Genomic DNA, 21,674 nt, shown 5'->3' with positions numbered 1-21,674 from the left:
GCGGCTCGCCGTGCCAGGGCCTCGGGAGGTCACGACCCCGACAGCCTCGGCACCACCTCGAAGGACTGCAGATCCTCGTCGTAGGACGCCGCCACGTCGATCGGCCAGCGATCGGGCGCGCCGCCTGCACGCCGCACGGTGACGGCGAGCACGAGCTCGAGACCGAACTGGTAGGTCGTGGCGCTCGACTCGACCACCTCGAAGACCTCGCCCGGTGCGAGCGGCGTCACCTCGGGGCATCCCTCCGCCGCGGTCTCGCCGCACGCCGCGACGTAGTCGACGGCCGCGGCCGTGAGCTCGCCGCGGAGGTCCGAGCTGGGCTGCAGACCGCCGAGCCACAGGAATCCCTCGCCGATGACGCCCAGCTGCGAGGGCGAGCTCTCGAGCCGCGACGCGGGCGTCAGATCCAGCTCGTACGAGCCCGGGTACAGCCAGAGCGGGTCGTCGGCGGCATCGAGGTCGTCCGGCACGTCGACCCCGCCGATCGCGTCGACGCGAGCGAGCTGCACGAACAGCGGGGAGGCGACCGCGAGCCCCGTCTCGATGCGCCAGGAGCCGTCTCGGACGACCTGCATGCGGATGGGGGGCGCGCTCGAGCCGATCCCCTGGACCTCGATCTCGCACGAGACGGTCGCGCGCGCGTCGCCGACGTCGGGCTCGTCGCACGCGATGCCCGCGGGGGTCGACGGCGCGGCCGCGTCGAGCACGGCCGCGTCGGCGTACGCCTCGTCGATCGGCACCAGCCGGGTCGCGGTCGCGAAGTCGCCGATCCGGACGGCGTCGACGTACTCCGCGACGACGCGATCGAGCTCGGCCCTCGATCCCGCCTCGACCTGTCGATCGATCGCCGGAGCGATCGCGAACGCCGCCGCGACGAGCACCCCGCCGGCGACGAAGGCGGCGACGGGGTTGCGGGCGAGGGCGAGGATGCCGCGCGGTCGCGCCGGCCCACCGACGCGCGTCGCAGGCTCGTCGGCCGCGGGCTCCGCTGCCGGCGGCGTCGGGCGACCGCGCCCGTCCTCGGCGCGCATCCGCTCGCGATCCGCGGCCTCGCGGGCGTCGTCCTCGATGCTCGCGCGCTCGCGCGCGACGTCGTCGTCGCTCGGCATCGCGAAGTCGGGCATGCGCGCGCTCACGGGTAGCCCTGGCCGATCCCGATCGCCGTCGCCTCGTACACGTCCCAGTCCTCCGAGAACGCGACCTCGACCTCCACGACGGTGCCCGCGGGCGATCCGAGGCCGTCGATGCGCACGGGCTGGATCATCGTGCGGTCGGCGCTCGGGTACCACGACGGCTCCGCGGCAGCCGCGAACGGCCCCGCGCGATCGGCCGGCAGCGCGTCGCAAGCGACGTCCGTCGACGCGTCGGCCGCGCATGCCTCGACGAGGGCGAGCGCCGCCGCCTCCATCGCCGCGACGACCTCCTCACCGGGCTGCACGACCGCGGTGAGGTAGCCGAAGCCGTCGGCGACGACGAACGCCCCGTCGTCCTCGACCTCGAGGTGCTCGGACGTGCCGGTGTCGACGTCGTACGAGCCCGGCAGCAGCCACGCGCGGTCCTCGCTCGACACGAGACCCTCGAGCTCGGTGCCCTCGATGGCGACGATCTCGAGCATCCACCCGCGCAGATCGGCGCGCATCTCGAGACCCGATGCGATGCGCCAGGCACCGTCCACCAGCGCGAGGCGGATCTGCGGACGCGTCCCCATGCTGCCGAAGTCCTCGACGTTCACGTCGCAGGTGACGACGGCCAGGTCGCCGTCGCCGTTCGGCTCCGCACGATCGCAGTCGACCGCGGGCGGCATGCTCGCGCCCACCCCGGCCCCCATGAGCGCGAGCGACCCGGCGCCGTCGTCGGGGCGATGCATCGCGAGCGCCGCGGCGACGTCCCCGTCCTCGACGGCGTCGACGTAGGCGTCGAGCACGCGCTGCAGCTCGGCGACGCTGCCGCGCTCGGACCACTCCGCGAGCGCGGGCACGCCGACGAAGCCGACCGAGACGACGGCGGCACCGGCGACGAACGCGACGATCGGGTTGCGAGCGAGCGTCCTGGCACGGTCGCGCGCGGGCGCCTCGGGTCGCGTCCCACGCGCCTCGGGCGTCGAGGGGATGCGGGTCGCAGGGTCCGGAGGCGGCGGCACGGGCCGCGCGCTCGGCACGGCCGCGCGCTCCTCGGCCGCTCGCCGTGCACGGTCGCGCGCGAGCTCCTCGTCCGAGGGCATCGCGAAGTCCGGCATTTCCTCGGTCATGGCAGCTGCCCCGAGGCAGGGGTCTGCTCGAAGGCGACCGCCCCGAGGTCGTCCGCGAGGGTCACGGCGAAGCGCATCGGCGTCGTGACGAGCTCCGCGCTCCCCGCGGCCTGCGCCGCGACCGACGACGTCACCTCGACGTCGAGCGTGCCCGAGCGGGCGGCGAGGTCGATCGACCACCCCATGAACGGCGGCACGTCGCTCGGCGTCGCCCCGACCGGCGGGCAGCCGTCCGCGGGCGCGAGCGCGCAGGCCGCGAGCACGGCCTCGATCCGGTCGAGCGCGGCGCTCGCCGTCTGCACGGAGGGCACGGCGTCGAAGGTCGGCGCCGGCAGGGTCGCCCCGAGCGGCGGCGGCACGATCGCGAAGGCGGCGGGCACGAGGTCGACGGCGCCCAGCCCCACGGTGCCGAGGTCGTAGCGGCCCGGCAGCAGCCAGGTCGGGCCGGGCTGCACGTCGCCGCCGAGCACGCGCGCCACGACGTCGTCGACGTCGGTCAGCGCGAGCAGACCCTCGACGACGCGCCATCCGTCCCGATCCTCGAGGCGGACCTCGGCGGATCCGCGGTCGGGGCCGACGGCATGCGCCACGCGCACGATCGCCTCGTCGCCGTCGACGCGCACGAGCGACACGCCCTCGACCCGCAGCCCCGACGCGGGCACGACGACGTCCATCGCCGCGACGTCGCCGCGCTCGTCGATCGTCGGCATCGCCGCCAGCACGGCGTCGACGTCGCCGTCCGCGACCGCGTCCGCGAGGCGCTCGACCGTCGCGACGGCGTCGCGGCCGCGCTGCTGGTCGACGAGCGCCGGCACGCCCACGATCGCGAGCGCCGAGACGACCGCGACGACCACGGCGACGCCCACGCCGCGGCGCAGCCGAGGCCCGCGCGGCCGCAGCGGCACCGCACGGCGCGGCGCGTCCTCCTCCGGCATCGCGAAGTCGGGCATCGGCGTCGACATGAGCGAGAGTGTCGCAGACGCACCCATGCGGGCGCTGGGGCGCGTGTCCGGCCGCGTCAGAAGATCGCGAGCGAGCGCCACAGGAAGAGGCTCGCGAGGAGGAAGAGGACGAGCGTCGCACCGCCGAGCGCCGCGCCGAGCGCCCCCGTGCGGCGCCCGTTCGGCGACGAGGCCGCGACGAGCCCGCAGCCGACCCCGAGGACGCCGAGCACCGTCACGCCGACGAGCAGCGCGATGACGCCCGGCCGCTCCCCCGCGACGGGCGAGAAGAGGTGGGTGACCTGCTGCAGGAGCGAGACGACCTGGCCGAGGATCGCGACGGGGACGACGAGGAGCGACAGGCGACCGAGGCCGCGTGCACGAGCGTGGATCGCGTCGGCGACGCTCACATGCCCAGCGCGACGACGACGATGAGCGGGATGAGCGGGTTCGTCAGCACCACGAGGGCGAGCGACGAGATGCCCAGCGCGACGTTGAGGCGTCCGCGCCGCACGAGCGCGCTCACGGCGCAGCCCACGGTGCCGAGCGTCAGGATGCCCCACACCGGCAGGAGCGTGATGAGCAGCCCGCCGAGCGGAGTGAAGAGCAGCACCATCGACACGAGGAAGATGATGGCGCCCAGCCCGGCGCCCACGGCGGCGAGGATGCCGAACACGGGGCTGCGCCTGGGCTGCTGGCCGGGGGCGAGCCGCGTCTCGGTGACCCACGGCATCTCGGTCGTCATGTGACCAGTGTGCCGTACGCGCCGGGGCGACGGCTGATGCGCAGCCGCACGTCGCATGCGGACGCGCTGCGGGCGTCGGATCCGCGGTCGACGTCCGGGGTCCGCTGGGCCAGGCTGGGGGGATGCTCCCGCCCATCGATGCGCTGCTCGAGTCCCTCCACGTCGTGCGACTGCCGCTCGCGACGCGGTTCCGCGGCGTCACCGAGCGGGAGGCGGCCCTCGTGCGCGGTCCCGAGGGGTGGGGCGAGTGGAGCCCGTTCCTCGAGTACGACGCCGAGGAGGCCGCGACGTGGCTCGAGGCGGCGATCGAGGATGCATGGACGCCGCGCCCCGCCGCCCGTCGCGAGCGCATCCCGGTCAACGCGACGCTGCCGGCGGTCGCTCCGGGCGAGGTCGCGGCCGTGCTGGCCCGCTTCGACCGCTGCCGCACCGTGAAGGTGAAGGTCGCCGAGCGCGGCCAGACGCTGCACGACGACGTCGCCCGCGTGCGCGAGGTGCGCACGCTGCTGCCCGACGTGCGCATCCGCGTCGACGCGAACGGCGGCTGGAACGTCGACGAGGCCGAGACCGCCATCCGGGCGCTCGAGCTGCTCGACCTCGAGTACGTCGAGCAGCCGTGCGCGACCGTCCCCGAGCTCGCCGAGCTCCGCGGGCGCATCCACCGCCTCGGCGTGCCGATCGCCGCCGACGAGTCGGTGCGCAAGGCCACCGACCCCATGGCCGTCGTCGCAGCCGGCGCCGCCGACGTGCTCGTCGTGAAGGTGCAGCCGCTCGGCGGCGTCCGCCGGGCGCTCGCGATCGTCGAGGCCGCGGGGCTGCCCGCCGTCGTGTCGAGCGCGCTCGACACCTCCGTCGGCCTCTCGCACGGCGCGGCGCTCGCCGCGGCCCTGCCCGAGCTGCCCTACGACTGCGGGCTCGGCACGGCCGCGCTGCTCGAGGCCGACGTCGCCGCGCCGCTGACGCCCGTCGACGGCTCGATCCCCGTCGGTCGCGTGACCGTCGACGAGCACCGGCTCGCCTGGCACGCGGCATCCGAGGAGCGCACCGCATGGTGGCGCGAGCGGCTCGTCGCCGCCCACGCCGTGCTCGAGGCCGCCGAGCGCTGAGCCGGCGGCCGCGGGCTCACTCGAGCCCGGAGTAGGTGTGCAGGCCCTTGAAGAACACGTTGACGATCGTGAAGTTGAAGAGGATCGCCGCGAAGCCGATGAGCTGCAGCCACGCGGAGCGCGTGCCGCGCCAGCCGCGCGTCGCTCGGGCGTGGACGTAGCCGGCGTAGACGACCCAGATGACGAACGTCCACACCTCCTTCGTGTCCCAGCCCCAGTAGCGGCCCCACGCGTGCTCGGCCCAGACGGCACCGGCGATGAGCGTGAACGTCCAGAAGATGAAGCCGATGACGCTCACGCGGTACGAGAGGTCCTCGAGCGCGGAGGCGCCGGGGAGGCGGTCGACGAAGGCGAGGCCGGATGCGCGCGAGCGCAGCAGCTGCAGGATGCTGAGGCCGGACCCGAGGGCGAAGAAGCCGGTGCCGAGCGCGGCGACGAAGACGTGGATGACGAGCCAGTACGACTGGAGCGCCGGCGGCAGCGGCGTCGGCGAGACGTAGAAGTTGACGGTCGCGACGCCGAGGAACACCGTCGCGAGACCCGTGATGTAGACGCCGAGGAAGCGCAGGTCGCGCCACAGCTGCACGAAGACGAAGATGCCGACGATGATCGCGATCGACGTGAGCGCGAACTCGTACATGTTGGCCCACGGCACGCGCTCGGCCGCGATGCCGCGCATGACGGTGCCGGCGGCGTGCAGCACCCAGGCGAGCACCGTGAGGGCGAAGCCGACCTTCGCGAGGTTGCGGCGAGCGGGGCGCGCCGTCGTCGCGGGCGCCGTCGTCGTGGGTGCGGAGCCGCCACCTGCCGTGACGAGCTCGCGCTCGTGCGCGCGCTGCTCCTCCGGGTCGCGGCGGCGGGCCACGTCGAAGGCGAAGGCGATGAACGCGATGGCGTAGACGGCCATCGAGGAGTAGACGGCGAGCAGGGAGTACGAGTCCCACGAGACGTCGGGCATGGTTCGATCCTACGCTCGGGGGTCGCCGGCGGGTTCGCCGGTCGAGGGGGGCTCGTCGCTCGCATCTGCGGCGCCGGGCGACGCGCGCCCGTCGCCCTGCCGTGCGGCAGGGGCGTCGTCGTCGCCTCGGAGCCGGCGCGCGAGGTCGTCGACCGCGGACTCGAGCCGAGGGTCCTCGCCACGGGCGAGGCCCGCGACCTCGAGGCCGGCATCCGTCGCCTTCACCCACAGGCGACGGCGCGGGATGAGGAGGCTCGCGAGCAGGCCCGCGACGAGCGCGATCGCGCCGGCGAGCACCCAGCCCTGCGTCACGTCGCGGTGCACGTCGATCACGGCGTAGCGGCGCACGCCGTCGAACGAGATCGTGCCGAGGCCGTCCGGCAGGTCGACGGTCTCGCCCGGCCCGATGAGCAGCGGCGGCTCGGGGGCGTCGCGGCCCGCGACCTGGGTCATGTCCTCGGTGTCGAGCTGGTACACCGACTGCGGCACGCCGGAGTCGAGGCCGAGGTCGCCCGTGTACACCTGCAGCGTGAGCAGCGGGTTGAGCACGTCGGGGAAGTACGAGGCGTAGGCGCCCGTGTCGAGCTGCGCCGCCGACGGGTAGAAGAAGCCCTGCAGCCCCACCTGCTCGGCGAGGCCGTCCGGCAGCTTGATGACGCCGAGGCTCGACATGTTCGGGTCCTCGCCGGCGAGGAACGGCACGATCTCGTCGAACACGACCGTGCCCTCCGCGTTCGTGACCGTGACCTCGGGCGCGTAGCCGTTCGAGATGAGGTACAGGTCGCTGCCCTGCACCTGCAGCGGCTCGTTGACGCGGATCTGGCCCGGGTGCGTCTCGCCGTCCTCCGTCACCTCCACGAACGCCGTGAAGTCGATCGGCTGGCCGATGGCGTCGGGATTCTCGGTCTCGTAGACGACGTCGAGCTCGTCGAGGTGCACGCCGAACGCGGGCAGGTCGTCGGCGGAGACGAACTGGCCCGTCGTGAGCGTGTCGAGGCTCGCGCCGGCGAGCGAGAAGCCCTCGCCCTCGACGACGAGCCGCTGGCTCTGGAAGCCGAAGCCGCTGCCCGCGACGATCGCGACGACGATGACGACGATCGAGCCGTGGAAGACGAGGTTGCCGGTCTCGCGCAGGTAGCCGCGCTCGGCCGAGACGGAGTCGGCGTAGCGCTCGGTGCGGTAGCCGAGGCGCTTCAGCACGCCCTCGGCGCGCTCGACGTCGGCGGCGTCGCCCGGCACCGTCTGGAAGCCGACGAGCCGCGACAGGCGCGCGGGCGTGCGCGGCGGACGCGAGCGCATCGCCGCCCAGTGGTGCCGCATGCGCGGGATGACGCAGCCGACGAGCGAGACGAGCAGCAGGATGACGATCGCCGAGAACCACGGGCTCGTGTAGACGTCGTGCAGCTGCAGCGCATCGTAGAGCCACACGAGGTCCGGGTTCGCGTCGCGCACGGCGATGACGCCGTTGGGGTCGCTCGAGCGCTGCGGCACGAGGCTGCCGGGCACGGCCGCGAGCGCGAGCATGAGCAGCAGCACGATCGCCGTGCGCATGCTCGTGAGCTGCCGCCATGCGAACCGCAGCCAGCCGATGGGTCCGAGCCGAGGACCGCCCGTCGCCTCGGCGGGTGCCGTCGAGTCGACGTGGTCCGACGGCCGCATGGGGTCGTGCCCCGCGTCGTCCCGTGCCGACCTCGCCGCGGCGGCATCCGCGCGCCGGTCGGCCTTCGCGGCCGCTGCGGCCGCCTGGTCAGAGGATCGTGACGACATCGCCCACCCATCCCTGGATCGCGTCCGAGACCTGCGTCCACACGCCCGACAGCATGAGGATGCCGAGGGCGATGATGAGCACGCCGCCGACGACGTTGATGGCGCGGATGTGGCGCCGCACCCAGCCGACGCCGCGCGACGCCCAGCCGAACCCGAGGGTGATGACGAGGAACGGGATGCCGAGGCCGAGCGAGTAGACGAGGCCGAGGAGCGCCGCCTGCCACGCCGTGCCCGAGTCGAGCGCGAGCACGCTGATCGCGGCGAAGGTCGGGCCGATGCACGGCGTCCAGCCGACGGCGAAGACGATGCCGACGAGCGGCGCCGCCCACATGCCGCCCGTGCGCACCTGGCGCGGCTTCCACATGCGCTGCAGCACCGTCAGCTGCCCCACGAACACGAGGCCCATGACGACGAGCACGCCGCCGAGCACCCGCATGAGCACGTCGCGGTACCGCAGGAGGAACTCGCTCGAGGCGCCCACGACGAAGGAGCCGAGCACGAACACGAGCGTGAAGCCCGCGACGAAGAGCGCGACGCCCAGCAGGAGCCGGCGGCGCGACTCCTGCCCGCCGGCGAGCGACGAGACGAGGCCGAGGTAGCCGGGCACGAGCGGCAGCACGCACGGCGACGCGAAGGCGATGACGCCCGCGAGGAGCGCGATGGGCATCGCGAGCAGCAGCTGGCCGCCCAGGATCGGGTCGGCCGGATTCATCCGAGCTCGTCGAGGATCGTGTCGAGGATGCTGACGTCGGCCTCCGGAACGGCGCCGATCACGCGTGCGGCGATGGTGCCGTCGGAGTCGATGACGAGCGTCGTGGGCACCGCCGTCGGGGTGATGGTGCCCGCCTCGACGAACGCGAGCTGCACGGCGCCGCCGTCGGCGTCGAGGAGAGACTCGTAGGGGATGCCGAAGCGCTCGTCGAACGCCTCGGCCTGCGCCGCGCCGTCGCGCACGTTCACGCCGATGAAGGTGACGTCGTCGTGCTCGGTCGCCAGCTCGGCGAGCATCGGCGCCTCGACGCGGCACGGCGGGCACGCGGCGTACCAGAAGTTCACGACCATGACCTCGCCCGCGTGGTCCTCGGACGACCACTCGTCGCCGCTCGACAGGGTGCCGCCGAAGGCCGGCGCGTCCTGACGCTCGTCGGCGGGGAACTCCTCGACGGCGCCACGCCCCGAGATGTAGCCCGTGTCGCCCTGGTTCGCGACGCCGTCGTCGGAGGCGCAGCCCGCGACGCCGACGACCGCGAGGGCGGCGGCCGCCGCGAGGAGTGCTCGGAGGTTCGCGCGCATCACACCGCTCCCAGGTCGATGGCGTCGATCGACGCCGCAGGATCGTCGTAGCCGACCTCGACGAGGCGGTCGCCCGAGCGCTCGAAGGTCGTGATGGACGAGAGCGCGCACCGGCGGGCGCGCGGGTCGTGCCAGAGGCGCAGGCCGGCGAGGTGCCTGTGGGTGATCCAGATCGGCGCCTGGTGGCTCACCATGACGACGTCGCCCGGCTCGCCCGACTCCTCGAGCTCGTCGAGCGCATCCGTCATCGCCGCCTCGACGCGCGCGGCGATCGCCCGGTACGGCTCGCCCCACGTCGGCAGGAACGGGTTCCAGACGAGCCGCAGCATGCGGGGGTCGCGCAGCGCGCGGATGCTCGCGAGCGTCCTGCCCTCGAAGGCGTTGACGGGCTCGATGATGCGGTGCTCGGTGCGCAGCTCGACGCCCGCACGCTGCGCCCACGGCGCGGCCGACTGCTGCGCCCGCTCGAGCGGGCTCGCGTAGACGCGCGCGATGGGCCCCGTCGTGCTCTCGGCCGCCATCGCCGCCATGCGGTGGCCGCGCTCGGTGAGCGGGTAGCCGGGCAGCCGGCCGTAGAGGATGCGCTCGGGGTTGTCGACCTCGCCGTGACGCACGAGATGCAGGCGAGCGGACATGGCCGTCATGGTACCGAGCGCACCTATGCCTTCTCACCGCGGCCGAGCCGCCGGCACGGGCCCTCGCTCAGCCGCGCAGCGCGAGCGCCTCGCTGCGCCAGCGCGCATGCAGCGCCCATGGGTCGCGGCCGCCGGCGACCCGCTCGACGTGGGCGACGACGGCATCGGTCATGCGGAACCACTCGGTGCGCGCGATGCGAGCCTCGGCGAGGTCGGCGTGCCGTCGGCGCTCGAGGGTGCGGTCGCCGCGCTCGAGCGCCACGAGCTCCTCGTGCCAGATCGCGCCGAGCCGCTGCCGGAGGTTGGCGGTCGTGCCCACCTTCACGCGGTCGTCGAACCGCAGGTAGTAGACGACGTCGACGCGCGGCGCGACGAGGTCGGCGTCTGGCCACGTGCCCTGCCGCCACTCGCACGTCGCGCACAGCATGCCACCGGGCAGCCGAAGGCCGTGGCGCGAGCCGCACGCCGGGCACGGTTGCGGCAGCACGTCCTCCCCCACCCCCGAGTCGGCCGCGAGCGCGAGGTGGTGCGCGCAGAGGGCGACGAGCGCATCCGCGTCGGCGCGCGCCTCGCACGCGGGCACGAGGCAGGCGGGCTCGGTCGGCATGTCGCGAGGCTACGGGGCACCGCCGACGCGTCCGTGCGGTCCGCCGGCGCTCGTCCGGTCGGACGCGCACGGCGATCGTCGCCGGCGCAGCCCGTCCATCCTTCGGCGGATGCGGCGGCACGTGCCTCCGCCCGAGGCTCGAGGCATGACGACCTCGCGCACCGCCGTGCTCGGCCGCGCGGCGCTCGTCGCATGCGCGGCGATCGCGCTCGCCTCCCTCGCGACGGTGCTCGTCGCGCTGCCGGGCGGCGCCCCCACCTCGGCGGACCCCGGCGCGCCCGCCGTCGCATGGTGGGTCGTGCTGCTGCCCGCCGTCGCGGGCATCGCCCTCGCGCTCGTGCTGCCGAGGCGGGCCGCCGCGATGCCCGCGATCGTCACGGACGCGAGGCGGCTGCACGCGTCGACGGCCGTGCTCCTCGCGTGCGCCGTCGCGCTGCCCGTCCTCTCGGGCGCGCTGTCGCTCGCCGGTGGCGAGGGCTACGTCCTCGCGAAGGTCGTGCTGGTCATGCTCGTGCCCGGGATCGCGGTCGCGGTGCTCGGCGGCGTGCGGATCCACCGCGTGCGCGGCGCGTGGCGGTGGTGGGCGCCCGCGGTCGTCGTCGTCGTCTGGACGCTGCTGTCGCAGGTCGCGCCGTGGAATCCCGCCCACGACCTGTCCGGCGTCGATCCCGTGCTGCTCGTGGTGGCGGCGAGCGCGACGGCCGTCACCGCGGGGCTCGGCGAGGAGCTGCTCTTCCGCAGGTGGCTCCAGACGCGCCTCGAGGCCGCGCTCGGCGCCTGGCCCGGCATCGCGCTCGCGTCGCTCGCCTTCGCGCTCATGCACCTCGGCTCGCACGCGACGGGGTCGCCCGTGCTCGACGTCGCGCGCGTCGTCGTCGCCCAGGGGTCGTTCGGCCTCCTCATGGGCGTGCTGTGGTGGCGCCACCGGAGCCTCGTGGCGATCGTCGCCGCGCACGTCGTGAGCAACGGCTGGGCGGTCGCCGCGCACCTGCTCGGGTGACGGCGCCGCTCAGCCGAGGGCGTCGAGCTCGCGGATCGCCGCGTTCGCTCGGGCGATGCGGTCGTCCTCCGGCTCGTCCCACCAGCGTGGCCCGCGCTCGCCGAGGCCGTGCTTCGCGAGGTCGACGCGGCGCCTGGCGGCCGCCTCCGCCCGCGGGTCCTTCGCGGCCTTCGCCGCACGCACGGCGCCCCTGCCCCTGCCCAGGTGGGAGCGCAGCGCGGCCTGCACGTCGTCGGGCAGCGCGGGATCCGTGCGGCGCCAGCGGCGCCCGTCGATGACGAGCCAGCGCTCGCCGTCGGTCGTCGCGTCGTCGATGGTCATGCCCTGCATCCTGCGCGCGCGCGGCGGCGTGCGGCAGGGGGTGGACAGCGGCCCGCTCGGCGTCCCGGGCCGCGGCGCCGCCCGGATGGAGGACCCGCACGTGCACGCCCGTAGGCTGTAGCCGTGACTGCACGTACCCTCATCGCCGACCTCTCCACCCACGACGCCGGACCGGTCAAGGTCCAGGGATGGGTCGAGACGGTGCGCGATCAGAAGCGCGTCCAGTTCGTCATCCTGCGCGACGAGTCGGGCTCGGCCCAGCTCGTGAACCCCGTCAACGACGACTCCGCCGAGACGGCCGCGTCGATCTCCGCCCTCATGCACGGCTCGTTCGTGACCGTCGAGGGCGAGCTCAAGCACGACGAGCGCGTCAAGCTCGGCGGTCTCGAGGTCAAGGTCGCCTCGCTCTCGGTCGAGACGACGGCGCTCGACTCCCCCATCGACGCCGACACGGGCATCGACAAGCGACTCGACTACCGCTTCCTCGACCTGCGCCGCCCCGAGGCGCAGCTCATCTTCCGCGTCCAGACGGCGATCGAGCACGCCTTCCGTCAGCGCTGGATCGACGAGGGCTTCATCGAGATCCACACGCCGAAGCTCATGGCCTCGGCATCGGAGTCGCGCGCCGAGCTCTTCGAGGTGCCGTACTTCGAGACGACCGCCTATCTCGCGCAGAGCCCGCAGCTGTTCAAGCAGATGGCGCAGTCGGCCGGCTTCGGCAAGATCTTCGAGATCGCCTCGGCCTTCCGCGCCGACCCGTCGTTCACGTCGCGCCACGCGACGGAGTTCACGTCGGTCGACGCCGAGCTGTCGTGGGTCGACTCGCACGAGGACGTCATGGCGCACCACGAGGCGCTCCTGGCCGACGCGGTCGCCGCCGTGGTCGAGCGCTACGGCGACCAGGTGCGCGAGGCGTTCGGCATCGAGCTGACGGTGCCGACGCTGCCGTTCCCGCGCATCACGCACGCCGAGGCGAAGCGGATCGTCGAGGAGCGCGGTCACACGATCGAGCGCGCCGACGGCGACCTCGACCCCGAGGCGGAGCGCCAGGTGAGCGCCCACGTCGCCGAGACCCTCGGCCACGACTTCGTGTTCGTGACCGACTACCCCGACACGGTGCGGCCGTTCTACCACATGCGTCAGGGCGAGGGATCGACCAGGTCGTACGACCTGCTCTACAAGGGCACCGAGATCGCGACGGGCGCGCAGCGCGAGCACCGCATCGACGTGCTCGAGGCGCAGGCGCGCGACAAGGGCGTCGACCCGGCCGAGATCGAGGGCTACCTCGACTTCTTCCGCTACGGCACGCCGCCGCACGGCGGCTTCGGCATGGGCCTCGCCCGCGTCGTCATGCTCATGCTCGGCCTGCCGTCGATCCGCGAGACGACGTTCCTCTTCCGCGGCCCGACGCGCCTCGAGCCCTGATCGCTCGGCGGGATGCGCGCCTGAGCGGGGCGGCGAGGCCGATGCGGCCTCGCCTGCCCGCAGCGGCGCGCATCTCGCCGGATCAGGCGAGCGCGCGGCCGATGCGGTCGCGCAGGCGCGCGGCGTCGACGCGCCACGACGCGTGCGGGCGACCGTCGACGAGCACGACGGGCACGTCCTCGCTCCAGCGCTCCGCGAGCGCGGCATCCGTCGTCATGTCGAGCTCGAGCAGCGTCGCGCGGCCCGCGAACTCGCCGACGACGGCCTCGACCACGGGCCTGGCGACGTCGCATAGGTGGCAGCCGGGCTTCGCGACGAACGTGACCTCGACCATCGTCCCAGCGTAGGCCGAGGCGCGCGGCGGGCATGACGAAGCGCCCGGCACCATGGGTGCCGAGCGCTCATCGAGTGCCGCTACTTGCGGTTGCGACGCTGGTGACGCGTCTTGCGCAGCAGCTTGCGGTGCTTCTTCTTGGCCATGCGCTTGCGGCGCTTCTTGACGACCGAACCCATTGCGGTCCCTCGCTTCCCGATGTCGTTTCCGTCTCTCGACCGCGGGGACCGCGGGAGAACACTGCCCACCAGCCTATCGCACGCGGAGCACCCTCGATGCGTGCGGCCGGTGGAGCCGCCGTGCGCGAGGGTCAGTCGCGGCGGCGGAGCCGGTCGCGCGCCGACTCGATGGCGCGCGACGCGTCGCCGCGACGCTCGTCGAGCCGCGACTGCAGCTCGTCGAGCCAGGTCTGCAGCTCGGCGGCGCGCTGCCGGGCCTCGTGCGCCGCGTCCGCGACGCGGCGCCCGAGGGACTCGCCGACGGGCGCGGGGTGCTCGACCATCGAGTTCGCGCGCTCGAGCGCCTGCTCGGCCGCGGTGCGCGCCTGGTCGGCCGCCGTCTTGAACGAGACGTTCGCACCCGCCCACGCCGCGAAGGCCGCAGCGCCGAGGCCGCCCTCGTGCCCCTGGTCGTCGCCCGCGAACACGAACGGCATGAGCCAGTCGTCGACCTCGTCGAGCGGTGCGGGGTCGATGCGGTAGAAGCGGTGCTGGCCCTCCTCGCGCACCTCGACGAGCCCGGCGTCCCGCAGGGTCTTCAGGTGCTTCGACACCGTGGGCTGCGCGACGCCGAGCGCCTCCACGATCTCGCTGACGCTCGCCTCGCCCGTCGTCGCGCGACGGTCGAGCAGCACCCCGAGGATCTCGCGCCTCGTGGCATCGGCGATCACGCTGAAGATGTCGGCCATGGCGACATATTGCCAGCGCGGCATGCGTCGCGTCCAACGCCGGTCGCGAGCGCCTCGTGCGCGGGGGTGCGCGACGTGCGGGACGCGGGCGCCGCTCGGGGCTACGCTCGGGGGCGCACCGCGGGTGCCCCATCGTGAGGAGCGGGATGTCGCAGGCGACCGTGCACCGGGATCAGACCCCGCTGCTGGCACGACTGCGCGACCGCGTCGAGGCCTTCGCGAGCCAGTACCCCGCGCGCTTCGCGATCGTCGTGTTCGCGACCATCAACGTCATCTGGACGCTGCTGTTCATGACGCCGCTCGCGACGCGCGGCGACGAGCCGCCCGCGACGTTCATCGACGCGCTCTTCACCGCCGTGAGCGTGATCTGCGTCACCGGCCTGACGACCGTCGACATGGCGACGCACTGGAGCCCCTTCGGCAACGCGCTCGTGCTCGTCGGCGTGCAGGTGGGCGGCATCGGCGTGCTGACGCTCGCGTCGCTGCTCGGCATGACGGTCGCGCGCAGGCTCGGCCTCAAGCAGCGCCTCATGGCGGCAGGCGACACGAACCCCTCGCGCGTGCGCCGCGGCGTCGTGAAGGAGGGGCAGGCCATCCGGCTCGGCGACGTCGGCAGCCTGCTGCGCATCATCGCGATCTCGGTGCTCGCGATCGAGGCCGTGCTCATCCTGCTGCTGCTGCCGCGCATCCTGCTGCAGGGCGTGCCCTTCTGGGAGGCGCTGTACCAGTCGGTCTACTACGCGTTCATGGCGTTCACGAACTCCGGCTTCATCCCCACGGTCGAGGGCCTGACCCCGTACGCGACCGACCCGTGGTTCCTCGGCGTCATCATGACCGGCGTCTTCCTCGGCGCGCTCGGCTTCCCCGTCTACTTCGTGCTGCTGCGCAACCTCAGGAACCCGCGCCTGTGGCCGCTGCACGTGAAGCTCACGCTCTTCGGCTCGATCGGCCTGTTCGTCGTCGGCGCCCTCGCCTACCTCGTGCTCGAGCTCGGCAACGCCGACTCGTGGGGCGACGCGGATCCCGGCCAGCAGCTGCTGCAGGCGATGTTCATGTCGTCGATGTCGCGCTCGGGCGGCTTCGCCGTGCACGACCTCACCGACCTCAACAACTCGAGCCTGCTCGTGACCGACATGCTCATGTTCATCGGTGGCGGCTCGGCGTCGACCGCCGGCGGCGTCAAGGTGACGACGCTCATGATCCTGTTCCTCGCCGCGATCGCCGAGGCGCGCGGACGCACGTCGATGGAGGCGTTCGGCCGCCGCATCCCGTCCGACGTCCTGCGCCTGGCGGTCTCGGTCGTGCTGTGGGGCGCGACGATCGTCGCGGTCTCGACGATCGCGCTGCTGCAGATCACCGGCGAGCCGCTCGACTACGTGCTGTTCGACGTCGTGAGCGCCTTCGCGACGTGCGGGCTCTCGACGGGCTTCACGCACGGCGACCTGCCGTGGGCGGCGAAGGCCGTGCTCGCCGCGACGATGTTCGTCGGTCGCATCGGTAGCGTTACGCTCGCCGCGGCCCTGGCAGCAAGCCAGACCACGCAGCTGTTCACCCGTCCCGAGGAGAGGCCGATCGTTGGTTGAGCGTCGGCGCTGACTGCGCCAGCGGCTACGCCGCCGTCCGGTCTCGGCGAAGCTAGGAACGCGAGTCGAGAGCCACGAGGATTCGATCGAGGCTCACCGGCCAGAGACCAGGTGCGTACAGCGGGCCGCCGAACATGGATCTGGCCACCTTCCGGAGCTCCGCCGCCACCTCCCGACCGCTCGGACCCTCTTGAACCTTGTGGTTCAGCGGATGCTCGACCAAGGAGCCGCACAGGTCCGCGATGGCATCGGCTGCCGTTCGATCGCGTCGGCGCAAGGCCCTGACCCACACCGATCTCTGCCTGCGAGGCGCGAGCGATCGAGCGGCCTGGACGACCTGCGCATCGTCAGCGTCGAGCATGCGGCGGAGCACCGCGTCGACCTTGGAGCTGCGTTCGGACGGGTCCCACCGATACCGCAGCAGGGGGGACGTCGCGAGACTTCGCCCGATCCAGTCGTCACCCGGTCGCACGCCGTCGACGGCCGACCGCACCTCGCGACCGGGCTTCCATTCCATGACGTCGCACCAGAAGTAGTCGGTGGGCTGCTCCGGGAACAACGTGACCGTGATGGCATCCCAGAGTTCGCGCGGCGCGACCTCGACTCCATCCCTCTGCAGCGATCCAGCGGTCGCGCTGCCGTCTCCACAGCGGAAGTTGAGTCCCGAGAACCAGACGGCGGCAGCCCCCTGCCAACCCGATTCGTCGGTGAAGGCGAGCACGACGGAGCGCTCCTTCGGGTCAGCCGCCTCAGGCTCCGAGAAGATGAGCCCGGCCTCGAGCTTCACTCCCTCGTCGTCCTGGCGACGTCGTCTCATGGCACGATGCTCGCACGGCGAGCACGGACACCGAGCGCCGCCCCGCGCGAGGCCCGTAGTCTTTGGCGCATGGTTGAGCGCATCCCGCACGACGCCCCCGTGCTCGTCATCGGCCTCGGCCGCTTCGGCGCAGCGACCGCCGGGCAGCTCGCGCGCCTCGACCGCGAGGTGCTCGCGATCGACGACGACATCTCGCTCGTGCAGAAGTGGTCCGAGCGCCTCACGCACACCGTGCAGGCCGACGCGCGCTCGATCGACGCGCTGCGGCAGGTCGGCGCGCAGGACTTCGCGATCGCCGTCGTCGCCGTCGGCTCGTCGATCGAGGCCTCGGTGCTCATCACCGCGAACCTCGTCGACCTCAAGATCCCGCAGATCTGGGCGAAGGCCATCAGCCAGTCGCACGGCAAGATCCTCAGCCGCATCGGCGCCAACCACATCGTGTACCCGGAGGCCGAGGCCGGCGAGCGCGTCGCGCACCTCGTGTCGGGCCGCATGCTCGACTACATCCAGTTCGACGACGACTTCGCCATCGTGAAGATGTACCCGCCGAAGCACCTGCGCGACGTGCCGCTCGCGCAGTCGCGCATCCGCTCGAAGTACAACCTCACGGTCGTGGGCGTGAAGAGCCCCGGCGGCGCCTTCACGTACGCGACGCCCGAGACCGTCGTGTCGGCCCACGACCTCGTCATCATCTCCGGCAACCAGGCCGACATCGAGCGCTTCGCGTCGCTCGGCGCCTGAGGCGGGCCGCATGGCGACGCTGCGCTGCCCCTGCTCGAGCGGCCTGCCGTACGCCGAGTGCTGCGGCCCCGTGCACGACGGCGAGCGGCTCGCGCCGACCGCCGAGGCGCTCATGCGCTCACGCTACTCGGCGTTCGCCCTGCGTCGGCCGGACTGGCTGCGCGCGTCGTGGCACCCCACGACGCGGCCGGCCCGGATCGAGCCGGGCGACGAGCGCTGGATCGGCCTCGAGATCGAGTCGACGGAGGACGGCGGGCCGTTCGACCGCGCCGGCACGGTGACCTTCCGGGCGTCGTACGTCGAGGACGGCGAGCGCTTCGTCGTCCACGAGCGCTCGCGCTTCGTGCGCGACGACGCCTGGCGGTACGTCGACGGCGACCAGCTGGCCTGAGCCGGTCAGGAGGCGGCGATCTCCGCCGCTCGCGCCGCCGCGGCCGCCGTCGCGCGATCGAAGAGCGCACCGAGGTCCGCCTCCTGCAGCACGCGGACGGCCTGCTCCGTCGTGCCCTTGGGGCTCGTGACGCGCCTGCGCAGCTCGGCGGGATCGATGCCGGGCTCGCTCGTGCGGGCGTCGGCGAGCAGGGCGCTCGCGCCCGCGAACGTCTCCTGCACCATCGTCGCCGCCTGCTCGGCGGTGAAGCCGAGGCGCTCGGCAGCGCCCGTGAGCGCCTCCATGAGCAGGAAGACGTAGGCGGGGCCCGATCCCGAGATCGTCGAGAGGGCGTCGATCTGCGCCTCGTCGATCACGAGCACCTCGCCGACGACGCCGAAGACCGCCGCGGCGAGCGCGACCTGCTCGTCGCTCGCGCGCGAGCCGCCCGCGACGCCCGTGACGCCGCGGCCCACGTTCGTCGGCGTGTTCGGCATGGCGCGCGCGACGGCGATCGACTCGGGCAGCAGCGCCTCCATCGCGGCGCATGTCGTGCCGACGGCGAGCGAGACGACGAGCGTGCCCGGCCGCAGCGCCGGCGCGATCTCCGCGAGCAGGTCGGCCACCATGTACGGCTTGACGCCCAGCACGACGACGTCCGCGGCCGCGGCGGCCTCGACGTTGCCGCGCGGCTCGTCCTCGAGGGCGATCGAGCGCACGCCGGGTGCCGCCGCGGCCTCGGCCTTCGCTCGCGACCGGTTCGTCGCCGCGAGCGAGGCGGCCGACCCGTCGGCCACGAGCCCCGACAGGATCGCACCGCCCATCGAGCCTGCTCCGAGGATGGCGATGGACGGCAGCGAGGAGGTCATGCGGCCAAGCGTAGACTCGCGGCCGTGAGCGAATCCCATGGCACCAAGGCGGTGATCGCCGCATTCCTCGCCAACACGGGGATCGGCATCACGAAGCTCGTCGCGTGGCTCCTGTCGGGCTCCGCATCCATGCTCGCGGAGGCCATCCACTCCTTCGCCGACTCGGCCAACCAGCTGCTGCTGCTGCTGGGCGGCAGGCTCGCGCGGCGGAAGGCCGACCAGGAGCATCCCTTCGGCTACGGCCGCGAGCGGTACGTGTGGGCGTTCATCGTCGCCCTCATCCTCTTCTCCGTCGGCGGCGTCTTCTCGATCGTCGAGGGCATCGAGAAGCTGCAGGAGCCGCACGAGATCACGAACGCGTGGATCCCGCTGCTCGTGCTCGGCATCGCGATCGTGCTCGAGTCGTTCAGCCTCCGCACCGCGGTCAAGGAGTCGAACCTCGTCCGCGGCAAGGCGGGCTGGTGGACGTTCATCCGCACCTCGCGCTCGCCCGAGCTGCCCGTCATCCTGCTCGAGGACGTCGCGGCGCTCACGGGCCTCGTGCTCGCCTTCTCCGCCGTCGGCCTCTCGGTGCTCACGGGCAACCCGGTCTTCGACGCGTTCGGCACGCTCGCGATCGGCGCGCTGCTCATCGTCGTGGCGATCATCCTCGCCATCGAGATGAAGTCGCTGCTGATCGGCGAGGGCGCGACGCCCGAGGACCACCAGCGCATCCTCGCCGCGTTCAACGCCTCGGAGGACGTCGAGGCCGTCATCCACATGAAGACCCTGTACCTCGGCCCCGACGAGATGATGGTGGCCGCGAAGGTCGCCTTCCCGCCGACCTCGACCCTCGAGGACGTCGCGCGATCGATCGACGTGCTCGAGCGCCATGTGCGCGAGGCCGTGCCCGTGGCGCGCGTCATCTACATCGAGCCCGACATCTACGTCGCACGGCCCGACATCGCGCCGTCGACCGACCACATCGTCATCCAGAGCGGCAACTAGGCCCCGCCGTGGACCTCGTCTACGACCTCCTCGTCGCGACGCACCTCATCGGGGTCTCGCTGCTCGTCGGCACCTTCCTCGTGCAGCTGCGCGCGCGGCTCGGATTCCGGTTCTCGCTGCTGCTGCTCGGCGCGAGCATCCAGCTCGTCAGCGGCGCCGCCCTCTACGGCCTGCAGATCGCGTACGACGACCCGAACCACATGAGGCTCGGCATCAAGTCGCTCGTGGCCGTGGTCGTCTTCGCCGTGTCGCTCGCGGGCTTCCTGCGGCAGCGCGGCATGCAGGCGACGCGCGCCGGCCTCGTCGCGACCGCCGACGGCGGCATCGCGCGGGTGGCGGGCGGCCAGGGCATCGTCGGCGTCGTCGACGACTCGCGCCTCAAGCCGCTCTTCCACGTCGCCGGCGGGCTCTCGGTCGTGAACCTGCTCGTCGCGACGCTCTGGCGCTGAGGCGCGGCGATGGAGTGGCTGCCCTGGCTCGTGCTCGCCGTCGGCGTCGTCGCGATCGCCGTGCTCGCGCCGCGCCTGTACCGGCGCGAGCGCACGCGGCAGCGCGAGCGCGGCACGATGCCCGGCGGGTTCGGCGTCGTCGACGAGGCGTGGCGACCGACCGAGCACGCCGCCCGGCTCGAGCGCGAGCAGCGCGAGGAGGCGGGCGCCGAGTCGCACCTGCCCGGCGAGCCCGAGGATCGCGAGCGCGGCACCCGCTGAGCGACCTCGCTAGCGACGCTCGCCGAAGAAGCCCGTGAGCAGCGCGGCGCACTCCGTCTCGAGCACGCCCGCGACGACCTCCGCACGCTGCGGCAGGCGGCGCTCGCGCAGGACGTCGAGCACGCTGCCCGCCGCGCCCGCCTTGTCGTCCCACGCCCCGAAGACGACGCGCGGGATGCGGGCGGCCAGGATGGCGCCGGCGCACATCGGGCACGGCTCGAGGGTGACGACGAGCGTGCAGTCGTCGAGGTGCCAGTCGCCGCGCGCCGCCGCCGCGGCGCGGATCGCGACGATCTCGGCGTGCGCCGTGGGATCGCGATGCAGCTCGCGCTCGTTGCGGCCGGTCGCGACCACGGTGCCGTCCCGACCGAGGAGCACGGCGCCGACGGGCACGTCGGGGCGATCGGCGGCCGCCGCTGCCCGCGCCTGGGCGATCGCGAGGCGCATCCACGCCTCGTGGTCTGGTGCGTGACGCACGCGGGCTCCTCGAGCGGTCCGTCGGATGGGTAGCCTGAGCCTATGCGAGTGCACGTGGCCGACCATCCGCTCATCACGCACAAGCTCACGGTGCTGCGAGACCGCGACACCCCGTCTCCCACGTTCCGTGCGCTGACGAACGAGCTCATGACGCTGCTCGCCTACGAGGCGACGCGCAACGTTCGCGTGGTCGAGAAGCGCATCGAGACGCCCGTGACCTCGACCGTCGGCGTCGCGATCGCCGAGCCGCGTCCGCTCGTCGTCCCCATCCTGCGCGCGGGCCTCGGCATGCTCGACGGCCTCATGCAGCTGCTGCCGACCGCTGAGGTCGGCTTCCTCGGCATGGCGCGCAACGAGGAGACGCTGCAGCCGTACACGTACGCCGAGCGCCTGCCCGACGACCTGTCGGACCGCCAGTGCTTCGTGCTCGACCCCATGCTCGCCACGGGCGGCTCGCTCGCGGCGGCCATCCACTTCCTCTTCGATCGCGGCGCCGTCGACGTCACCGCCATCTGCATCCTCGGCGCGCCCGAGGGCATCGAGCGCGTCGAGCGCGAGGTCGAGGGCCACGACGTGACCCTCGTGCTGGGAGCGCTCGACGAGCGCCTGAACGAGCAGGGCTACATCGTCCCCGGGCTCGGCGACGCGGGCGACCGCCTCTACGGCACGGTCGACTGACCGATCCCGTCCGGCCGCGCGGCGCATCCCCCCGCGTTCCGAGGTACGCATCCTGCCGTGAGGCACCCACCGCGCGTTCCGAGGTACCCGTCTCGACGCGAGGTACCGCGATCGCAGCACCCGACGTCGAGATGCGTACCTCGCAACGGATGACG

At 73.2% G+C, this 21,674-nt stretch carries 28 protein-coding genes; 10 read left to right on the top strand and 18 right to left on the bottom strand.

The window, feature by feature from the left end:
- Positions 1–29 precede the first annotated feature (29 nt).
- The 5 genes from ABD249_RS08515 to ABD249_RS08495 are packed head-to-tail and all read right to left on the bottom strand — an operon-like array spanning position 30 to position 3,934.
- Complete coding sequence (locus tag ABD249_RS08515; RefSeq protein ID WP_344342633.1) at positions 30–1,136, bottom strand: hypothetical protein; 1,107 nt, start codon at positions 1,134–1,136, stop codon at positions 30–32.
- Complete coding sequence (locus ABD249_RS08510) at positions 1,133–2,248, bottom strand: Cif family virulence factor (RefSeq protein ID WP_344342631.1); 1,116 nt, start codon at positions 2,246–2,248, stop codon at positions 1,133–1,135. The genes ABD249_RS08515 and ABD249_RS08510 overlap by 4 nt, the downstream gene beginning before the upstream one ends.
- Positions 2,245–3,210, bottom strand: a complete 966-nt coding sequence (locus ABD249_RS08505) for a hypothetical protein (protein ID WP_344342630.1) — start codon at positions 3,208–3,210, stop codon at positions 2,245–2,247. The genes ABD249_RS08510 and ABD249_RS08505 overlap by 4 nt, the downstream gene beginning before the upstream one ends.
- Positions 3,211–3,266: 56 nt before the next feature.
- On the bottom strand, positions 3,267–3,599 hold the full coding sequence (locus ABD249_RS08500) for a hypothetical protein (RefSeq protein ID WP_344342629.1): 333 nt from the start codon (positions 3,597–3,599) through the stop codon (positions 3,267–3,269).
- Complete coding sequence (locus tag ABD249_RS08495) at positions 3,596–3,934, bottom strand: hypothetical protein (protein ID WP_344342627.1); 339 nt, start codon at positions 3,932–3,934, stop codon at positions 3,596–3,598. Before ABD249_RS08495 ends, ABD249_RS08500 begins: the two co-directional genes overlap by 4 nt.
- A 122-nt stretch (positions 3,935–4,056) precedes the next feature.
- Here ABD249_RS08495 and ABD249_RS08490 point away from each other — a divergent pair, with 122 nt between their 5' ends.
- Entirely contained in the window at positions 4,057–5,040 is a 984-nt protein-coding gene (locus ABD249_RS08490) for an o-succinylbenzoate synthase (RefSeq protein WP_344342626.1), read from the top strand.
- Positions 5,041–5,056: 16 nt separating this feature from the next.
- Here ABD249_RS08490 and ccsB read toward each other — a convergent pair whose 3' ends face one another.
- From ccsB to ABD249_RS08460, 6 genes are all read right to left on the bottom strand, one after another.
- A complete protein-coding gene (ccsB, locus tag ABD249_RS08485; protein WP_344342625.1) occupies positions 5,057–5,998 on the bottom strand; it encodes a c-type cytochrome biogenesis protein CcsB in 942 nt (313 codons plus the stop codon).
- 9 nt (positions 5,999–6,007) lie between these two features.
- Positions 6,008–7,765 carry a cytochrome c biogenesis protein ResB gene (gene resB, locus ABD249_RS08480; protein ID WP_344342623.1) on the bottom strand — a complete coding sequence of 586 codons (1,758 nt, stop codon included), beginning with the start codon at positions 7,763–7,765 and terminating at the stop codon, positions 6,008–6,010.
- Positions 7,746–8,477 (bottom strand): cytochrome c biogenesis CcdA family protein, encoded by a 732-nt coding sequence (locus ABD249_RS08475; RefSeq protein ID WP_344342622.1) that lies wholly within the window; start codon positions 8,475–8,477, stop codon positions 7,746–7,748. The genes resB and ABD249_RS08475 overlap by 20 nt, the downstream gene beginning before the upstream one ends.
- The gene (locus ABD249_RS08470) at positions 8,474–9,058 is read right to left on the bottom strand and encodes a TlpA family protein disulfide reductase (protein WP_344342620.1); all 585 of its coding nucleotides are present in this window, start codon (positions 9,056–9,058) and stop codon (positions 8,474–8,476) included. Before ABD249_RS08470 ends, ABD249_RS08475 begins: the two co-directional genes overlap by 4 nt.
- A complete protein-coding gene (locus tag ABD249_RS08465; protein WP_344342619.1) occupies positions 9,058–9,693 on the bottom strand; it encodes a histidine phosphatase family protein in 636 nt (211 codons plus the stop codon). The genes ABD249_RS08470 and ABD249_RS08465 overlap by 1 nt, the downstream gene beginning before the upstream one ends.
- A 67-nt stretch (positions 9,694–9,760) precedes the next feature.
- Positions 9,761–10,300, bottom strand: coding sequence for a GIY-YIG nuclease family protein (locus tag ABD249_RS08460; protein WP_344342617.1), 540 nt, complete (start codon positions 10,298–10,300; stop codon positions 9,761–9,763).
- Between the two features lie 145 nt (positions 10,301–10,445).
- On the opposite strand from ABD249_RS08460, the gene ABD249_RS08455 reads away from it, so the two are divergent.
- Entirely contained in the window at positions 10,446–11,300 is an 855-nt protein-coding gene (locus ABD249_RS08455) for a CPBP family intramembrane glutamic endopeptidase (RefSeq protein ID WP_344342616.1), read from the top strand.
- Positions 11,301–11,309: 9 nt separating this feature from the next.
- On the opposite strand, the gene ABD249_RS08450 is transcribed toward ABD249_RS08455, so the two are convergent.
- The gene (locus tag ABD249_RS08450; protein WP_344342615.1) at positions 11,310–11,621 is read right to left on the bottom strand and encodes a biopolymer transporter Tol; all 312 of its coding nucleotides are present in this window, start codon (positions 11,619–11,621) and stop codon (positions 11,310–11,312) included.
- Between the two features lie 123 nt (positions 11,622–11,744).
- Between ABD249_RS08450 and aspS the strand changes: the two genes are divergently transcribed.
- Entirely contained in the window at positions 11,745–13,046 is a 1,302-nt protein-coding gene (aspS, locus tag ABD249_RS08445; protein WP_344342613.1) for an aspartate--tRNA(Asn) ligase, read from the top strand.
- Between the two features lie 82 nt (positions 13,047–13,128).
- On the opposite strand, the gene ABD249_RS08440 is transcribed toward aspS, so the two are convergent.
- The 3 genes from ABD249_RS08440 to ABD249_RS08430 all read right to left on the bottom strand — a co-directional run bounded on the left by ABD249_RS08440 (position 13,129) and on the right by ABD249_RS08430 (position 14,287).
- Positions 13,129–13,380 (bottom strand): glutaredoxin family protein, encoded by a 252-nt coding sequence (locus ABD249_RS08440; RefSeq protein WP_344342612.1) that lies wholly within the window; start codon positions 13,378–13,380, stop codon positions 13,129–13,131.
- An 80-nt stretch (positions 13,381–13,460) separates the two neighbouring features.
- Positions 13,461–13,559, bottom strand: coding sequence for a 30S ribosomal protein bS22 (locus ABD249_RS08435; RefSeq protein WP_021011861.1), 99 nt, complete (start codon positions 13,557–13,559; stop codon positions 13,461–13,463).
- A gap of 131 nt (positions 13,560–13,690) precedes the next feature.
- Positions 13,691–14,287 (bottom strand): ArsR/SmtB family transcription factor, encoded by a 597-nt coding sequence (locus ABD249_RS08430; protein ID WP_344342603.1) that lies wholly within the window; start codon positions 14,285–14,287, stop codon positions 13,691–13,693.
- A 146-nt stretch (positions 14,288–14,433) separates the two neighbouring features.
- On the opposite strand from ABD249_RS08430, the gene ABD249_RS08425 reads away from it, so the two are divergent.
- Positions 14,434–15,870 (top strand): TrkH family potassium uptake protein, encoded by a 1,437-nt coding sequence (locus tag ABD249_RS08425; protein WP_344342601.1) that lies wholly within the window; start codon positions 14,434–14,436, stop codon positions 15,868–15,870.
- A 52-nt stretch (positions 15,871–15,922) separates the two neighbouring features.
- On the opposite strand, the gene ABD249_RS08420 is transcribed toward ABD249_RS08425, so the two are convergent.
- Complete coding sequence (locus ABD249_RS08420; RefSeq protein ID WP_344342599.1) at positions 15,923–16,687, bottom strand: hypothetical protein; 765 nt, start codon at positions 16,685–16,687, stop codon at positions 15,923–15,925.
- A gap of 69 nt (positions 16,688–16,756) precedes the next feature.
- On the opposite strand from ABD249_RS08420, the gene ABD249_RS08415 reads away from it, so the two are divergent.
- Together ABD249_RS08415 and ABD249_RS08410 are read left to right on the top strand one after the other, a co-directional pair.
- Positions 16,757–17,428 carry a potassium channel family protein gene (locus ABD249_RS08415; protein ID WP_344342597.1) on the top strand — a complete coding sequence of 224 codons (672 nt, stop codon included), beginning with the start codon at positions 16,757–16,759 and terminating at the stop codon, positions 17,426–17,428.
- A gap of 10 nt (positions 17,429–17,438) precedes the next feature.
- Positions 17,439–17,819, top strand: coding sequence for a YchJ family protein (locus tag ABD249_RS08410; RefSeq protein WP_344342595.1), 381 nt, complete (start codon positions 17,439–17,441; stop codon positions 17,817–17,819).
- 5 nt (positions 17,820–17,824) lie between these two features.
- On the opposite strand, the gene proC is transcribed toward ABD249_RS08410, so the two are convergent.
- On the bottom strand, positions 17,825–18,667 hold the full coding sequence (gene proC, locus ABD249_RS08405; protein WP_344342593.1) for a pyrroline-5-carboxylate reductase: 843 nt from the start codon (positions 18,665–18,667) through the stop codon (positions 17,825–17,827).
- A gap of 24 nt (positions 18,668–18,691) precedes the next feature.
- Between proC and ABD249_RS08400 the strand changes: the two genes are divergently transcribed.
- Genes ABD249_RS08400 through ABD249_RS08390 form a run of 3 tightly spaced genes read left to right on the top strand, consistent with a single transcriptional unit; the run spans position 18,692 to position 20,364 of the window.
- Entirely contained in the window at positions 18,692–19,654 is a 963-nt protein-coding gene (locus ABD249_RS08400) for a cation diffusion facilitator family transporter (RefSeq protein WP_344342591.1), read from the top strand.
- Positions 19,655–19,662: 8 nt separating this feature from the next.
- Complete coding sequence (locus ABD249_RS08395) at positions 19,663–20,103, top strand: hypothetical protein (protein WP_344342589.1); 441 nt, start codon at positions 19,663–19,665, stop codon at positions 20,101–20,103.
- Positions 20,104–20,112: 9 nt separating this feature from the next.
- A complete protein-coding gene (locus tag ABD249_RS08390; protein WP_344342587.1) occupies positions 20,113–20,364 on the top strand; it encodes a hypothetical protein in 252 nt (83 codons plus the stop codon).
- Positions 20,365–20,373: 9 nt separating this feature from the next.
- Here the strand turns inward: ABD249_RS08390 and tadA are convergent, their stop codons facing one another.
- Positions 20,374–20,907: a tRNA adenosine(34) deaminase TadA gene (tadA, locus tag ABD249_RS08385; RefSeq protein WP_425546305.1), complete on the bottom strand. Its 534-nt coding sequence runs from the start codon at positions 20,905–20,907 to the stop codon at positions 20,374–20,376.
- Here tadA and upp point away from each other — a divergent pair.
- On the top strand, positions 20,884–21,519 hold the full coding sequence (upp, locus tag ABD249_RS08380) for a uracil phosphoribosyltransferase (RefSeq protein WP_344342583.1): 636 nt from the start codon (positions 20,884–20,886) through the stop codon (positions 21,517–21,519). The two genes, tadA and upp, sit on opposite strands and share 24 nt — an antisense overlap.
- Positions 21,520–21,674 lie beyond the last annotated feature (155 nt).

It is taken from the genome of Agrococcus versicolor (assembly GCF_039531815.1).
Taxonomy (GTDB): Bacteria; Actinomycetota; Actinomycetes; order Actinomycetales; family Microbacteriaceae; genus Agrococcus; species Agrococcus versicolor.
The sequence above is the reverse complement of the archived record's forward strand: the minus strand, read 5'-3'. Positions and strand labels throughout refer to the sequence as shown.

Coding starts and splice junctions, on each gene's coding strand:
- tadA (WP_425546305.1), bottom strand. CDS start 20,907: ATGGTCGGCCACGTGCACTCGCATAGGCTCAGGCTACCCATCCGACGG.
- ABD249_RS08435 (WP_021011861.1), bottom strand. CDS start 13,559: ATGGGTTCGGTCGTCAAGAAGCGCCGCAAGCGCATGGCCAAGAAGAAG.
- ABD249_RS08465 (WP_344342619.1), bottom strand. CDS start 9,693: ATGTCCGCTCGCCTGCATCTCGTGCGTCACGGCGAGGTCGACAACCCC.
- ABD249_RS08455 (WP_344342616.1), top strand. CDS start 10,446: ATGACGACCTCGCGCACCGCCGTGCTCGGCCGCGCGGCGCTCGTCGCA.
- ABD249_RS08460 (WP_344342617.1), bottom strand. CDS start 10,300: ATGCCGACCGAGCCCGCCTGCCTCGTGCCCGCGTGCGAGGCGCGCGCC.
- ABD249_RS08510 (WP_344342631.1), bottom strand. CDS start 2,248: ATGACCGAGGAAATGCCGGACTTCGCGATGCCCTCGGACGAGGAGCTC.
- upp (WP_344342583.1), top strand. CDS start 20,884: ATGCGAGTGCACGTGGCCGACCATCCGCTCATCACGCACAAGCTCACG.
- ABD249_RS08430 (WP_344342603.1), bottom strand. CDS start 14,287: ATGGCCGACATCTTCAGCGTGATCGCCGATGCCACGAGGCGCGAGATC.
- ccsB (WP_344342625.1), bottom strand. CDS start 5,998: ATGCCCGACGTCTCGTGGGACTCGTACTCCCTGCTCGCCGTCTACTCC.
- proC (WP_344342593.1), bottom strand. CDS start 18,667: ATGACCTCCTCGCTGCCGTCCATCGCCATCCTCGGAGCAGGCTCGATG.
- resB (WP_344342623.1), bottom strand. CDS start 7,765: ATGTCGTCACGATCCTCTGACCAGGCGGCCGCAGCGGCCGCGAAGGCC.
- ABD249_RS08495 (WP_344342627.1), bottom strand. CDS start 3,934: ATGACGACCGAGATGCCGTGGGTCACCGAGACGCGGCTCGCCCCCGGC.
- ABD249_RS08420 (WP_344342599.1), bottom strand. CDS start 16,687: ATGAGACGACGTCGCCAGGACGACGAGGGAGTGAAGCTCGAGGCCGGG.
- ABD249_RS08390 (WP_344342587.1), top strand. CDS start 20,113: ATGGAGTGGCTGCCCTGGCTCGTGCTCGCCGTCGGCGTCGTCGCGATC.
- ABD249_RS08425 (WP_344342601.1), top strand. CDS start 14,434: ATGTCGCAGGCGACCGTGCACCGGGATCAGACCCCGCTGCTGGCACGA.
- ABD249_RS08475 (WP_344342622.1), bottom strand. CDS start 8,477: ATGAATCCGGCCGACCCGATCCTGGGCGGCCAGCTGCTGCTCGCGATG.
- ABD249_RS08450 (WP_344342615.1), bottom strand. CDS start 11,621: ATGACCATCGACGACGCGACGACCGACGGCGAGCGCTGGCTCGTCATC.
- ABD249_RS08410 (WP_344342595.1), top strand. CDS start 17,439: ATGGCGACGCTGCGCTGCCCCTGCTCGAGCGGCCTGCCGTACGCCGAG.
- ABD249_RS08490 (WP_344342626.1), top strand. CDS start 4,057: ATGCTCCCGCCCATCGATGCGCTGCTCGAGTCCCTCCACGTCGTGCGA.
- ABD249_RS08440 (WP_344342612.1), bottom strand. CDS start 13,380: ATGGTCGAGGTCACGTTCGTCGCGAAGCCCGGCTGCCACCTATGCGAC.
- ABD249_RS08470 (WP_344342620.1), bottom strand. CDS start 9,058: ATGCGCGCGAACCTCCGAGCACTCCTCGCGGCGGCCGCCGCCCTCGCG.
- ABD249_RS08505 (WP_344342630.1), bottom strand. CDS start 3,210: ATGTCGACGCCGATGCCCGACTTCGCGATGCCGGAGGAGGACGCGCCG.
- ABD249_RS08415 (WP_344342597.1), top strand. CDS start 16,757: ATGGTTGAGCGCATCCCGCACGACGCCCCCGTGCTCGTCATCGGCCTC.